The following is a 13,236-nucleotide window of genomic DNA, read 5'->3' on the forward strand; positions in this document are numbered from 1 at the left end:
CCACGTGCTCATCGACACCTATGGCCGGGTGGCCACCGACCTGCGTGTCTCGCTGACCGACCGCTGCAATCTTCGGTGTACGTACTGCATGCCCGAAGAGGGCCTGCAGTGGCTGGCCAAGCCGGACCTGCTCACGGACGACGAGATCGTCCGCCTCATCGGGATAGCCGTCACCGGCCTCGGCATCACCGAGGTCCGCTTCACCGGCGGCGAACCCCTGCTCCGCCCGGGCCTCGTCGGCATCGTCGAACGGGTCGCCGCCCTGGAGCCGCGCCCCCAGATGTCCCTGACGACCAACGGCATCGGCCTCAAGCGCACGGCGACCGCCCTGAAGGAGGCCGGCCTCGACCGGGTCAACGTCTCGCTGGACACCCTCCGCCCGGACGTCTTCAAGACCCTCACCCGCCGTGACCGCCACAAGGACGTCATCGACGGCCTGGCGGCCGCCCGTGACGCCGGCCTGACCCCGGTCAAGGTCAACACGGTCCTGATGCCGGGGCTCAATCAGGACGAGGCCCCCGACCTGCTGGCCTGGGCCGTCGAGCACGACTACGAACTGCGGTTCATCGAGCAGATGCCCCTGGACGCCCAGCACGGCTGGAAGCGCGACGGCATGGTCACCGCGGGCGACATCCTCACCTCGTTGCGTACGCGCTTCGAGCTCACCGAGGAGGGCACCGCCGAGCGCGGCTCCGCGCCCGCCGAGCGCTGGCTCGTCGACGGCGGCCCGCATCGCGTCGGCGTGATCGCCTCGGTCACCCGCCCCTTCTGCTCGGCCTGCGACCGTACGCGACTGACGGCCGACGGCCAGGTCCGCACCTGCCTGTTCGCCACCGAGGAGACCGACCTGCGGGCCGCGCTGCGGTCCGAAGCTCCGGACGAGGAGATCGCCCGTATCTGGCGCCTCGCGATGTGGGGCAAGAAGGCGGGCTCGGGCCTCGACGACCCGTCGTTCCTCCAGCCGGAGCGGCCGATGTCGGCGATCGGCGGTTGACGCTGCGGCCGGAGCGGCCGATGTCGGTGGCCGGCGGCTGATGCTGCGGCCCGGCCGATGTCGGCTGTCGGATACGGATGCTGCGGCCCGCGCGGTCCATGCCGGCTTCGGCGACCGATGCTGCGGCCGGAGCGGCCGATGCCGACGGCCGATGCTGCCGTGCGGCGGTCGGATCCCGCCGGGCGGTCAGTGCTCCGCGGACTCCCACTCGGCCAGCGGCACCACGTCCTTCAAGAACCCGCGCACACCCAGGAACTGGGAGAGATGCTCACGGTGTTCCTCACACGCGAGCCACGTCTTGCGGCGCTCGGGCGTGTGCAGTTTGGGGTTGTTCCAGGCGAGTACCCACGCCGCGTCGGTGCGGCAGCCCTTGGCGGAGCACTGCGCGGTGGCGGGGGACGAATCGGGGAGCGGGAAGGTCACGCCTCAACCCTAAACGGCTCCTCATGGGCGACGCCGAGCAGCCACGGGGGGAGCTGCCCGGCGTCGGTCCGTCGCTCCGACGGGGGATGCGGAGCGCGTACGAAGTATGTCATGGGGGACCCGGTGCCCGGCACCGGAACAACATGATTGATCTGAGCTTTTCTTGAGCTTGGTACACAGCTTGCCCACCCCGTACGGAACCGGATTCGGGTGATCCGCAGGGGTCAGGTCCGCTCGCGCGGTTCGCCCCGAAGACCAGCCTCCGGCTCGGTCCACACGTCCTGCGGCACGGACCCCGGGACGGGTTCCGCGAAGTCCTCCGCCCGGGGCGGCGCGATCATCGGGCGCACCGGGGCGGCGACGAACGTGGACGGAAGCGAAGGGGCGTTCTCCCGGCCGGCGTTGGCGATCACCACCGCGACATACGGGAGGAGCATCCCGAGCACCAGGGCGACCAGCGCGACGTGCCGTTCGACGTTCCAGAGGGCGGCGCCGAGCACCACCGCGACCGTGCGCACGCTCATCGAGATGATGTAGCGGCGCTGTCGGCCGCGTACGTCGTCGTCGAGTCCCTGTCTGGCTCCTGTGATCCGGAAGACCTCGCCCTTGCTCTGCTTCCGCAGCACATTCCACCGCCCGCCTGTATCGGACTCTCCCCGGCCCGCGCCCGCCCGAACCCGGTCAGGGACCAGGGCCCGAACTCGCTCCACGTTACGCCGCGGCTGCGCCGTCGACGAGACCGGGGGCGCCCCCGGTCCGGGGGACCGGCTGCGTCGTACCGCGTATGGCTCTGCCCGACATGCGCCGTATGGCGGACCGGCCGAGACTGGGCGTAATGCTCGCTGGGAGCCGTACTAGGAGGCAGCGATGGGCTGGTTGTGGGCGATCATCGTGGGGTTCGTGCTGGGCCTGCTGGCCAAGGCGATCATTCCGGGCAAGCAGCACAGTCCACTCTGGCTGACCACGATCTTCGGCATCCTCGGAGCCATCGTCGGCAACGCCATCGCGCGTGCGATCGGGATCGCGGAGACCAAGGGCATCGACTGGGGCCGGCACGGCCTCCAGCTCGCCGCCGCGATCGTCATCGTCTTCCTCGGCGACATGCTGTACATGGCCGTACGGGGCAACAAACACCAACGGGCCTGAGGGCCGGCTGACCGACCGGCGCAGGGGCCAAGCCTCCGCCGGTCGCAGGCACCGTACCCGCGCAGGGCGGATGGCCCGGCGAAACGGTGCACCGCATGGCGAAGGGGGCGGCCCGTGACGGGGCCGCCCCCTTCGTATGTCCGTGCGCGGGGCCCGCTCAGCCGCCGGTGACCTCCACCGCCGCCAGGCTCTTCTTGCCCCGGCGCAGCACCAGCCAGCGACCGTGCAGCAGATCCTCCTTGGCGGGGACGGCGTCCTCGGCGGCGACCTTGACGTTGTTCACGTACGCGCCGCCCTCCTTCACCGTGCGCCGCGCGGCCGACTTGCTGGCCACCAGGCCGACCTCGGCGAAGAGGTCCACCACGGCGCCCAGTTCGGCGACCTGGATGTGCGGCACCTCGGAGAGGGCGGCGGCCAGCGTCGCCCCGTCCAGGCCGTCGAGCTCGCCCTGCCCGAAGAGGGCCCTGGACGCGGCGACCACGGCCGCCGTCTGGTCGGCGCCGTGCACCAGCGTCGTGAGCTCCTCGGCCAGCGCGCGGTGCGCCGCCCGGGCCTGCGGGCGCTCCTCGGTCTGCCGCTCCAGCTCCTCGATCTCCTCGCGGGACCTGAAGCTGAAGATCCGCAGGAACTTGGAGACGTCCCGGTCGTCCGCGTTCAGCCAGAACTGGTAGAAGGCGTACGGCGTGGTCATCTCGGGATCGAGCCAGACCGTGCCGGACTCCGTCTTGCCGAACTTGGTGCCGTCCGCCTTGGTGATCAGCGGGGTGCCCAGCGCGTGCACCACGGCCTCCGGCTCGACCCGGTGGATCAGGTCGGTGCCCGAGGTGAGGTTGCCCCACTGGTCACTGCCGCCGGTCTGCAGCGTGCAGCCGTACCTGCGGTAGAGCTCCAGGAAGTCCATGCCCTGCAGGATCTGGTAGCTGAACTCGGTGTAGCTGATGCCCGCGTCGGAGTTGAGCCGCCGGGAGACGGCCTCCTTGGCGATCATCTTGTTGACCCGGAAGTGCTTGCCCACGTCACGCAGGAACTCGATGGCCGACATGCCCTGGGTCCAGTCCAGGTTGTTGACCATGACCGCCGCGTTCGGCCCTTCGAAGTCGAGCAGCGGCGCGATCTGCGCGCGCAGCCGCTCCACCCACTGGGCCACGACCTCGGGGGCGTTGAGCGTGCGCTCCGAGTTCGGCTTCGGGTCGCCGATCAGGCCCGTGGCGCCCCCGACCAGGCCCAGCGGGCGGTTGCCCGCCTGCTGGATCCGGCGCATCGTCAGGATCTGCACGAGGTTGCCGAGGTGCAGGCTGGACGCGGTCGGGTCGAAGCCGCAATAGAACGTGACAGGACCGTCCGCGAACGCCTTGCGCAATGCGTCCTCGTCAGTGGAGAGGGCGATCAGCCCGCGCCACTTCAGCTCGTCGACGATGTCCGTCACGGTTCTCGTATCTCCTTGGATGATGTCCGGGCAGTCGGGTGACAACCAGCTACGAGGTTATACGCCCTGACTGACAGAGCTCATATTGAAGTCGGGCACCCGCAGGGCGGGCGCCGCAGCCCTAGTGAACCAGTCGCTCCACTCGCGGGGCAGCGTCTTTTCCGTGCGCCCGGCCTCCGTGGCCCGCCCCAGCAGGCCGACCGGCGACTCGTTGAACCGGAAGTTGTTCACCTCGCCCACCACCTCGCCGTTCTCCACGAGGTACACGCCGTCCCGGGTCAGTCCGGTCAGCAGCAGCGTCGCCGGGTCGACCTCGCGGATGTACCAGAGGGACGTCAGCAGCAGACCGCGGCCGGTCTCCGCGACCATCTCCTCCAGCGAGCGGTCCGCACCGCCGTCCAGGATCAGATTGCCGATCGACGGCGCCAGCGGCAGACCGGTCAGGGCCGCGCTGTGCCGGGTGGTCGACAGATGCTTGAGCTCGCCCGCGCCGATCCACTCGGTCGCGGTCAGCGGCAGCCCGTTGTCGAAGACCGACGCGTCGTCGCCCGAGGAGTGCGTGAGCACGAAGGGGGCGCTCTCCAGACCCGGCTCGTGCGGGTCGCTGCGCAATGTCAGGGGCAGCTCGGTGAGCCGCTCGCCGACGCGGGTCCCGCCACCGGGCTTGCTGAACACCGTGCGGCCCTCGGCCGCGTCCCGGGCCGCCGCCGACCACATCTGGTAGATCAGCAGGTCCGCGACGGCGGTCGGCGGCAGCAGCGTCTCGTAGCGCCCGGCGGGCAGGTCGAGGTGCCGCTCCGCCCAGCCGAGCCGGGTCGCCAGCTCGGCGTCCAGCGCCGCCGGGTCGACGTCCTTGAAGTCCCGGGTGGAGCGCCCCGCCCAGGCCGAGCGCGTACGGTCCGGCGACTTGGCGTTGAGCTCCAGCGTCCCGTTGGGCTGGTCGTGCCGCAGGCGCAGCCCCGTGGACGAACCCAGATAGCTCGATACGACCTCGTGGTTGGCGAACCCGTACAGTTCGCGGCCGCCGGCACGCGCGCGTGCGAAGGACTCCCCGAGCGACGGCGCGAAGTCGGTGAAGACCGCGGACGAGGTCTCGGCGGGCGTGTCCGTGAAGTCGGGGGACTCCGGTACGCCCGAGACGAGCGGCTGGGCGTCCTCGGCCGGACCCGCGCCGCGTGCCGCCGCCTCCGCGGCCCGCACCAGCGGCTCCAGCTCGTCCGCGGTCACGGCGGAGCGCGAGACGACACCGGACGCGGTGCCCTCGCGGCCGTCCACCGTGGCGATGACGGTCAGCGTGCGTCCGCGCGTCACGCCGTTCGTGGTCAGCGCGTTGCCCGCCCAGCGCAGGTTGGCGGTCGAGTTCTCGTCGGCGATCACCACGCAACCGTCGGCGCGGGACAGGGCGAGGGCGCGCTCGACGATCTCATGCGGCTTGTTCGTACGGGCGCTCATCGACCGGCCTCCTGGGTCGTGTTGAGGATGTTGACACCCTTGAAGAGGGCGGACGGGCAGCCGTGCGAGACCGCCGCGACCTGGCCCGGCTGGGCCTTGCCGCAGTTGAAGGCGCCGCCCAGGACGTACGTCTGCGGGCCGCCCACGGCGGCCATCGAACCCCAGAAGTCGGTGGTCGTCGCCTGGTAGGCGACATCGCGCAGCTGGCCGGTGATCCGGCCGTTCTCGATCCTGAAGAACCGCTGCCCGGTGAACTGGAAGTTGTAGCGCTGCATGTCGATGGACCAGGACCGGTCGCCCACGACGTAGATCCCGCGGTCGACGCTGCCGATCAGGTCCTCCGTGGACAGCCCGGCGGGATCCGGCTGCAGCGACACGTTGGCCATGCGCTGCACGGGCACATGCCCGGGGGAGTCGGCGTACGCGCACCCGTTGGACCGGTCGAACCCGGTCAGCCTGGCGATGCGCCTGTCCAGCTGATAGCCGACGAGCGTCCCGTCCCTGACGAGGTCCCAGGACTGTCCGGCCACGCCCTCGTCGTCGTATCCGATGGTCGCGAGTCCGTGCTCGGCGGTGCGGTCCCCGGTGACGTTCATCAGCTCGGAGCCGTACTTCAGCTTGCCGAGCTGGTCGAAGGTGGCGAAGGAGGTCCCGGCGTACGCGGCCTCGTAGCCCAGCGCGCGGTCCAGTTCGGTGGCGTGCCCGATCGACTCGTGGATGGTCAGCCACAGGTTGGAGGGGTCGACGACGAGGTCGTACGCGCCCGCCTCGACGCTCGGCGCCCGCATCTTCTCGGCCAGCAGCTCCGGGATCCGCGCGAGCTCGGCCTCCCAGTCCCAGCCGGTGCCCGTCAGGTACTCCCAGCCGCGCCCGACCGGCGGTGCGATGGTCCGCATCGAGTCGAACTCGCCGCTGGACTCGTCGACGGCGACCGCGGTCAGCTGCGGATGCAGCCGTACCCGCTGCTGTGTGGTGACGGTCCCGGCGGTGTCGGCGTAGAACTTGTTCTCGTGCACCGTCAGCAGCGAGGCGTCGACATGGTTGACGCCGCCGGCCGCCAGCAGTTGTGCGCTCCAGTCGGCCAGCAGCCCGGCCTTCTCCTCGGCCGGCACCGAGAAGGGATCGATGTCGTACGCCGAGATCCAGGTCTTCTCGGCGTGCACCGGCTCGTCGGCCAGCTCCACCCGCTCGTCGGATCCCGCCGCCTTGATCACCTGGGCCGAGAGCTTCGCCATCGCCACGGCCTGCGACGCGACCTTCGCGGCGGCGTCCATCGTCAGGTCCACGCCCGACGCGAACCCCCACGTGCCGCCGTGCACCACCCGCACCGCGTAGCCGAGGTCCGTCGTGTCCGAGGAGCCGGCGGGCTTGGCGTCCCGCAGCCGCCAGGACGCGCTGCGCACCCGCTCGAACCGGAAGTCCGCGTGGTCGGCCCCCAGCGCGCGCGCCCGCGCGAGCGCCGCGTCGGCCAGGGCGCGCAGCGGTAGCGCCGTAAAGGCTTCGTCGATGGAATGAGGCACCGAGGGTCTCCCTGCTGTCGTGGCCTGTGGGTACCGATCATGTCGCGCCGACCGGCCCGGGGACCACACCTTTCTGTCGGTGACCACGGCATTCTGTAGGGATCCGACAGGAGCCGCAGTAAGCCACTGTCGATGCCCGATTCTCCGCGAGGTGGAGAGGACCGATAGGTTTTCGAAGAAGGCGCCTGTCTTGCAGGGGTTCAAGTCCGCTATCGAAAGGGTGATCCGTTGAGCCGCTCGGTTCTCGTCACCGGAGGCAACCGGGGCATCGGCCTCGCCATCGCCCGCGCGTTCGCCGATGCCGGCGACAAGGTCGCCATCACGTACCGCTCCGGTGAGCCGCCGGCCGCCCTCACGGAACTGGGCTGCCTCGCCGTCAAGTGCGACATCACCGACAGCGAGCAGGTGGAGCAGGCCTACAAGGAGATCGAGGCCGAGCACGGTCCGGTCGAGGTGCTGATCGCCAACGCGGGCGTCACCAAGGACCAGCTCCTGCTGCGGATGTCCGAGGAGGACTTCACCTCGGTCATCGACACCAACCTCACCGGCACCTTCCGCGTCGTCAAGCGCGCCAACCGCGGCATGCTGCGGGCCAAGAAGGGCCGCGTCGTCCTGATCTCGTCGGTCGTCGGGCTGCTCGGCTCCGCGGGCCAGGCGAACTACTCCGCCTCCAAGGCCGCCCTGGTCGGCTTCGCCCGCTCGCTCGCCCGAGAGCTCGGGTCGCGCAACATCACCTTCAACGTCGTCGCGCCCGGCTTCGTCGACACGGACATGACCAAGGCGCTCAACGACGAGCAGCGCGAGAACATCGTGTCGAAGGTCCCGCTGGGCCGGTATGCGCAGCCGGAGGAGATCGCCGCTACGGTGCGGTTCCTCGCCTCCGACGACGCCTCGTACATCACTGGAGCCGTCATCCCGGTTGACGGCGGACTGGGAATGGGTCACTGATCACCATGAGCGGAATTCTCGAGGGCAAGCGCGTCCTGATCAGCGGTGTGCTGCTGGAATCCTCCATCGCCTTCCACGCCGCCAAGCAGGCCCAGGAGCAGGGTGCCGAGATCATCCTGACCGCGTTCCCGCGGCCCACGCTGACCGAGCGCATCGCCAAGAAGCTCCCCAAGCCCACCAAGGTCATCGAGCTCGACGTCACCAACGACGAGCACCTCGGGCGTCTTGCGGAGGTCGTCGGCGAGGAGCTCGGCGGCCTCGACGGAGTCGTCCACTCCATCGGGTTCGCGCCGCCGGACGCGCTCGGCGGCAACTTCCTCAACACGCCGTTCGAGTCCGTCGCCACCGCCATGCACGTCTCGGCGTACTCCCTGAAGTCGCTGACCGTGGCCTGTCTGCCGCTGATGCAGAACGGCGGCTCGGTCGTCGGCCTCACCTTCGACGCGTCCTTCGCGTGGCCGCAGTACGACTGGATGGGCCCGGCCAAGGCCGCCCTGGAGGCCACCAGCCGCTACCTCGCCCGCGACCTGGGCAAGCAGAACATCCGCTGCAACCTCATCTCCGCGGGTCCGCTCGGCTCGATGGCCGCCAAGTCCATCCCCGGCTTCAGCGAGCTGGCCTCCGTGTGGGACAACCGCTCCCCGCTGGAGTGGGACCTCAAGGACCCGGAGCCGGCCGGCAAGGGCATCGTCGCCCTGCTGAGCGACTGGTTCCCGAAGACCACCGGCGAGATCATCCACGTCGACGGCGGTCTGCACGCGATCGGCGCGTAGCCGCCGGGCCGGGCCGCCCTCGTCGGCGCCCAGGCCTCCGTACGGTGTCGGCACGTGCCCTCCGTAGGGTGCCGACGCGTTCTGTCCGTACGCCGATGACGCCCCGTTTCCCGCCACGTGCGGTGAGCGGGGCGTCACCCGTTCGGCCTCACCGGCCGGGCGGAGACGGCCGGTGACAGCGCACTCTGGAGTACGCGTCACGTACGCACTCAGTCCGCACTGAGGACGCGTTTCCCTCCCGAGCACGGCCGAGGAGGTCTCCCTTGTGCGCCTGTCCCACCGCTCCGCCCCGGTACTGGCCGCGCTGGTACTCCTCGTCGCTCTCGCCGACGACGCGGCCTCGCAGACGTCGCACCATCCGATGAAGAGCCCCCACGCGCGCGTGCCCGACGAGAGGCCGTTCGGAGCCTCCTGCCGCACCGCGGTGCACGGATCGCACGTGACCGCCTACTGCCACAACCCGTATCCCGAGACCGACCGCGTCAGCCTGCACGTCGAGTGCGACCGCTGGTGGGACGTGGACAGCGACGGCGACCGGGTCGGCGCCGGGCCCGCCGAGACCGTACGGCTGACGGGCCGGTGCTGGAAGGAGATCCGCTCGGTCTGGGTCAGTCACGAGAAGTGAGGGTGCGCGCCGGCGACGGGTGACCGCAGCTTCTTGGGGGGCCGGGCTCCGCGGTGAGATCCCCTCGTGTCCCGTCAGTCACCGGACGTGACCTTGCCCGTCCGCCCGTCGAACCGCCCCGGGCGGCACAGGAACGGATAGCTCGCGGCCTCCGTGGCGGCCGCCGTCGCGTCGCCCGCACGGATCGCGTCGACGAGCCGGGTGTGGTCCATGTACGTCTCCGGCGTCAGCTTCTCGCCGACGTCCGCGCGCAGCCAGTCGCGCAGCACCTCGCCCAGGTCGGCGTACATCGCCGTCATGGCGTCGTTGTGGGACGCGGCCACGACCGCCAGGTGGAAGGTCGCGTCGGCGGTCACGAAGGCCTCCGCGTCGCCCGACTCCCAGGCCTCCTCGCGGCGTACGAGGAGGGCGTCCAGCTGCTTCAGATCGCGCTCGGTGCGGCGCCGCGCGGCCAGCTCGGCCGCGCTCGACTCCAGCGTGGACCGCAGCTCGGCGATGTGGCGCGGGTCGGCGTCCGCGAACCGCCGGTGCATGACGCCCGCCAGTTCACTGGTCGCCACGACATAGGTGCCCGAGCCCTGGCGGATGTCGAGCAGGCCGTTGTGCGCGAGGGCGCGGACCGCCTCGCGGACCGTGTTGCGGGCGACGCCCAGCTGCTCGACCAGCTCCTGTTCGGTGGGGATGCGGGAGCCGACCGGCCACTCGCCCGAGGTGATCTGGTTCCGGAGCTCGGCGATGACCTGCTCGGCCAGCGCCGAACGGCGGGGGTGGCTCAGCGGCATGACGGTCCTTCGTACGGGCCTTCCTGCGGGGCCGGAGGCTCCGGAGATTAACGCAAGAGGATTGGACAGCCAATCATCCCATGATTCTATGATGGCGTCATGGCAAGCGAGGAGACCCGGACGATGTCGTCCCCACCGATACGCAGCTCCGCGATCACGGAGCCCGAGGGCGTCACGCCCACCACGCGCGCGTGGACGACGCGTCTGGTGGTCGTGGGCATCGTCCTCACGGCCCTCAACCTGCGACCGGCCATCACCAGCCTCGGCGCCCTCCTCGAAGAGGTGCGCGACGGGCTCGGTATGAGCGGCAGTGTCGCCGGGCTGCTCACCTCCGTACCCCCGCTCTGTTTCGCCGCCTTCGGGGTCATGGCACCGCGCCTCGCCCGCCGGTTCGGCCCGGGTGCGGTCGTCTGCGCCGGCATGCTCGCCATCACGGCGGGCCTGCTGATCCGGCCGTACGCGGGGAACACGGCCGGCTTCCTGGTCGCCAGTGCGCTGGCGCTCATGGGCATCGCGGTCAGCAACGTGCTGATGCCGGTGATCGTCAAGCGCTGGTTCCCGGACCGGGTCGGTTCCATGACCGGCCTCTACTCGATGGCACTCGCGCTCGGCACCGCGGCCGCCGCCGCGGTGACCGTGCCCATGACCGACGCCCTGGGCGGGAACTGGCAGTCCGGGCTCGCGGTATGGGCGGGCCTCGCGGGGGTCGCCGTACTGCCGTGGATCGCGCTTCTGCGTGCTCGGCGCGGGGAGGACGTGAGCGGTGAGTTCGGGGCGTTCGGTGGTGCTGGAAGGCCCGCCAGTGCGGCCGTGGGTGCCGAGCCCGACGGGCTGCGGATCACCCGGAGCCGTACCGCCTGGGCACTCGCCGTCTTCTTCGGACTCCAGGCGACCGCCGCGTACATCACGATGGGCTGGATGGCGCAGATCTTCCGTGACGCGGGAGTCCCGGCCGGCACCGCGGGGCTGCTCCTCGCCGTCACGATGGTGATGGGCGTGCCGCTGGCCTTCGTCATTCCGCGCCTCGCCACCCGGCTGCCGCACCAAGGGCCGATCGTGGTCGTGCTCGGCCTCAGCGGCCTCGCCGGATACGCGGGCCTGTATCTCGCGCCGGCGGGCGGCGCCTGGGCCTGGGCGGTCCTCCTCGGTGTCGCCAACTGCGCCTTCCCGCTGGCTCTCACGATGGTCGGCATGCGGGCCAGGACCGGCGCGGGCGTCGCCAAGCTGTCGGCCTTCGCCCAGAGCACCGGCTATCTGATCTCGATCCCCGGCCCGCTCCTGGTGGGCGTGCTCTACCAGCACAGCGGCGGCTGGGGACTGCCGATCGCCCTCATGGCGGGGCTGATGGTCCCGCAGATCGTCGTGGGCGTCTTCGCAGGCCGCAACCGCACGGTGGAGGACGAGGCGGCGGCCTGAGACCGGTGGGCTGGGACGGAGCCGGGGCCTGGGCTTGAGCCGGAGCCGGAGCCGGAGCCGGAGCCGGAGCCGGAGCGCGGGGCCGGTGCCTGGGCTTGAGCTGGAGTCGGGGCTTGAGCTGGAGTCGGGGCCGGGGCCTGGGCCGGGATCGGGGCCTGTGCCTGGTCGACCGTCGACTGGACCGGGCGGGCTGAGACCGCGGCCGGTGGGCCGGACCGGGCGGGCTGGGACCACGGGCTGAGACCGGTGGGCCGGAGGCCCGGCGGGGCCCGCCGGGGCCTGGCGGTACCCGGCCCCGGCGGCGGTGGGCCGTGCCGAGGGTGCGAGACTGGCCGCATGCCTGTGCTCGATCCGAATCCCCAGAACGGCCAGAAGAAGTTGCTGCTCGTGCTCGGCGCGATGCTGGCCATCACCGTGATCATCGGCGTCATCGCGTCGATCGCCTCGCCCTGACTCCCGGTCGCCGCCGTCGACGGTGGGGCTAGCCCCCCATCCCCTAGGGGGCGAGTGTCAGGGTCAAGTGGGTGGATCTCCGGATGGGTTGAGGGCCGCGGATTCCGTAGCTTCGAGATGTGGTCGCGAGGACGCGGTCCACGGACCACTCGGAGACTCACGGAGGCGTCATGCCGGCCCCCACGCACACCCCGCCCCTCCCGGCGACCACGGGCGGCGTAGACAGCCGACTGCCCTGGTGGGCGCTGGCCCTTCCCGCCCTCGCCTTCATCGTGCTCCTGGCGCTGATAGCCAACCCTTCGGAGGCGCACGCCGCGGCCGGGGACCCGATGATCTCCCGCGTCGTCGAGCACATCCAGCAGACGGTGCTGGGCTGGCTCTGAGCCGACCGGGCTTTGCTCCGGCGGCCTGACCTGACCTGGGTGAGGAGCGCCGCCTCCCCGGGATCGGGCCGTGGCGGCCGGTGCCGGGCCGTGGAGGTCGGAGCATCCCGGCTGGCGCGAGGCGTGACGGTCGGCGAGCGTGGAAGGAAGCACCGAGCCCGAGCGGGGAGGACGCGGCCCGTCCGGACTCCGCGCCCGTGGCGTCCGCGCGGTCCGGCGGCGGCCTGCCGGGGTCCCGTCAACCCAGTCATCGGAGCGGGTCAACTCCCTGCGCCCCATGGCGTGTTTCATGCGAAGCTGGGACGTATGAGCGTCGCAGAACCCCGCAGGATTGTCATCTTCCGGCATGCGAAAGCCGACTGGCCCCAGGTGTCCGACCACGAGCGGCCGCTCGCTGACCGGGGCCGCTTGGATGCTGCCACCACCGGACGCAAGCTGGCCGATACGGGCATCGCCCTCGACCTGGCCCTCTGCTCCACCGCGACCCGGACCCGCGAGACATGGAAGCTCGCCGTCCACGAGCTCCCTCACCGGCCGAAAACGGTCTACGAGGAGCGGCTCTACGAGGCCTCGCCCGGTGAGCTGATCGCCGTGCTCAACGAAACCCCGGACGACGCGCAGAACGTGGTCCTGATCGGTCACAACCCCGGAGTCCAAGGCCTCGCCGACATCCTGGCGGGCCCCTCCGAGGGTGATGCCCGCGCCCGGATGAGCAGCCGGGGCTTCCCCACCGCCGCCTTCGCGGTCCTCACCTTCACCGGCTCCTGGAAAACCCTGGAGCCCGGTGTGGCCACGCTGACCGACTACTGGGCGCCGTCGGAGTAAGTAACCCACCCCTGACCAGGACGGGGGTCCGGCACCACGAAGGTGCCCGGCCCCCGTCGGCGTACAAGGG

Annotated in this window: 15 protein-coding genes; 9 read left to right on the plus strand and 6 right to left on the minus strand. The window is 71.0% G+C overall.

Going from position 1 to position 13,236, the window contains the following annotated elements; all coding sequences use genetic code 11:
• Positions 1-4 precede the first annotated feature (4 nt).
• Positions 5-994, plus strand: a complete 990-nt coding sequence (moaA, locus tag ACFWM2_RS19500) for a GTP 3',8-cyclase MoaA (RefSeq protein ID WP_383280969.1) — start codon at positions 5-7, stop codon at positions 992-994.
• 186 nt (positions 995-1,180) lie between these two features.
• Here moaA and ACFWM2_RS19505 read toward each other — a convergent pair whose 3' ends face one another.
• Both ACFWM2_RS19505 and ACFWM2_RS19510 read right to left on the minus strand, forming a co-directional pair.
• A complete protein-coding gene (locus ACFWM2_RS19505; RefSeq protein ID WP_383280971.1) occupies positions 1,181-1,417 on the minus strand; it encodes a hypothetical protein in 237 nt (78 codons plus the stop codon).
• A gap of 224 nt (positions 1,418-1,641) precedes the next feature.
• A complete protein-coding gene (locus ACFWM2_RS19510) occupies positions 1,642-2,040 on the minus strand; it encodes a DUF3099 domain-containing protein (RefSeq protein WP_383281121.1) in 399 nt (132 codons plus the stop codon).
• Positions 2,041-2,284: 244 nt separating this feature from the next.
• On the opposite strand from ACFWM2_RS19510, the gene ACFWM2_RS19515 reads away from it, so the two are divergent.
• Positions 2,285-2,563 carry a GlsB/YeaQ/YmgE family stress response membrane protein gene (locus tag ACFWM2_RS19515; RefSeq protein ID WP_383280974.1) on the plus strand — a complete coding sequence of 93 codons (279 nt, stop codon included), beginning with the start codon at positions 2,285-2,287 and terminating at the stop codon, positions 2,561-2,563.
• 157 nt (positions 2,564-2,720) lie between these two features.
• Here the strand turns inward: ACFWM2_RS19515 and tyrS are convergent, their stop codons facing one another.
• From tyrS to ACFWM2_RS19530, 3 genes are read right to left on the minus strand one after another with little or no spacing between them, the layout of a single operon-like run.
• Entirely contained in the window at positions 2,721-3,989 is a 1,269-nt protein-coding gene (tyrS, locus tag ACFWM2_RS19520; protein ID WP_383280977.1) for a tyrosine--tRNA ligase, read from the minus strand.
• A 57-nt stretch (positions 3,990-4,046) separates the two neighbouring features.
• Entirely contained in the window at positions 4,047-5,441 is a 1,395-nt protein-coding gene (locus ACFWM2_RS19525) for a metallopeptidase TldD-related protein (RefSeq protein ID WP_383280980.1), read from the minus strand.
• On the minus strand, positions 5,438-6,961 hold the full coding sequence (locus tag ACFWM2_RS19530) for a TldD/PmbA family protein (protein WP_383280983.1): 1,524 nt from the start codon (positions 6,959-6,961) through the stop codon (positions 5,438-5,440). The genes ACFWM2_RS19525 and ACFWM2_RS19530 overlap by 4 nt, the downstream gene beginning before the upstream one ends.
• A gap of 228 nt (positions 6,962-7,189) precedes the next feature.
• On the opposite strand from ACFWM2_RS19530, the gene fabG reads away from it, so the two are divergent.
• The 3 genes from fabG to ACFWM2_RS19545 all read left to right on the plus strand — a co-directional run bounded on the left by fabG (position 7,190) and on the right by ACFWM2_RS19545 (position 9,307).
• Complete coding sequence (gene fabG, locus ACFWM2_RS19535; protein WP_383280986.1) at positions 7,190-7,909, plus strand: 3-oxoacyl-[acyl-carrier-protein] reductase; 720 nt, start codon at positions 7,190-7,192, stop codon at positions 7,907-7,909.
• 5 nt (positions 7,910-7,914) lie between these two features.
• On the plus strand, positions 7,915-8,682 hold the full coding sequence (gene fabI, locus ACFWM2_RS19540) for an enoyl-ACP reductase FabI (RefSeq protein WP_383280989.1): 768 nt from the start codon (positions 7,915-7,917) through the stop codon (positions 8,680-8,682).
• Between the two features lie 265 nt (positions 8,683-8,947).
• Complete coding sequence (locus ACFWM2_RS19545) at positions 8,948-9,307, plus strand: hypothetical protein (RefSeq protein ID WP_383280992.1); 360 nt, start codon at positions 8,948-8,950, stop codon at positions 9,305-9,307.
• A 74-nt stretch (positions 9,308-9,381) separates the two neighbouring features.
• On the opposite strand, the gene ACFWM2_RS19550 is transcribed toward ACFWM2_RS19545, so the two are convergent.
• Entirely contained in the window at positions 9,382-10,089 is a 708-nt protein-coding gene (locus ACFWM2_RS19550; protein ID WP_383280995.1) for a FadR/GntR family transcriptional regulator, read from the minus strand.
• A 99-nt stretch (positions 10,090-10,188) separates the two neighbouring features.
• On the opposite strand from ACFWM2_RS19550, the gene ACFWM2_RS19555 reads away from it, so the two are divergent.
• The 4 genes from ACFWM2_RS19555 to ACFWM2_RS19570 all read left to right on the plus strand — a co-directional run bounded on the left by ACFWM2_RS19555 (position 10,189) and on the right by ACFWM2_RS19570 (position 13,166).
• Positions 10,189-11,505 (plus strand): CynX/NimT family MFS transporter, encoded by a 1,317-nt coding sequence (locus tag ACFWM2_RS19555; protein WP_383280998.1) that lies wholly within the window; start codon positions 10,189-10,191, stop codon positions 11,503-11,505.
• Between the two features lie 336 nt (positions 11,506-11,841).
• Positions 11,842-11,958 carry an SGM_5486 family transporter-associated protein gene (locus ACFWM2_RS19560; protein WP_358853437.1) on the plus strand — a complete coding sequence of 39 codons (117 nt, stop codon included), beginning with the start codon at positions 11,842-11,844 and terminating at the stop codon, positions 11,956-11,958.
• 170 nt (positions 11,959-12,128) lie between these two features.
• Positions 12,129-12,341 carry a hypothetical protein gene (locus ACFWM2_RS19565; protein WP_383281001.1) on the plus strand — a complete coding sequence of 71 codons (213 nt, stop codon included), beginning with the start codon at positions 12,129-12,131 and terminating at the stop codon, positions 12,339-12,341.
• A gap of 306 nt (positions 12,342-12,647) precedes the next feature.
• Positions 12,648-13,166: a SixA phosphatase family protein gene (locus ACFWM2_RS19570; protein WP_383281004.1), complete on the plus strand. Its 519-nt coding sequence runs from the start codon at positions 12,648-12,650 to the stop codon at positions 13,164-13,166.
• Positions 13,167-13,236: the final 70 nt, after the last annotated feature.

Source organism: Streptomyces sp. NPDC058371 (genome assembly GCF_042723265.1).
GTDB lineage: Bacteria > Actinomycetota > Actinomycetes > Streptomycetales > Streptomycetaceae > Streptomyces.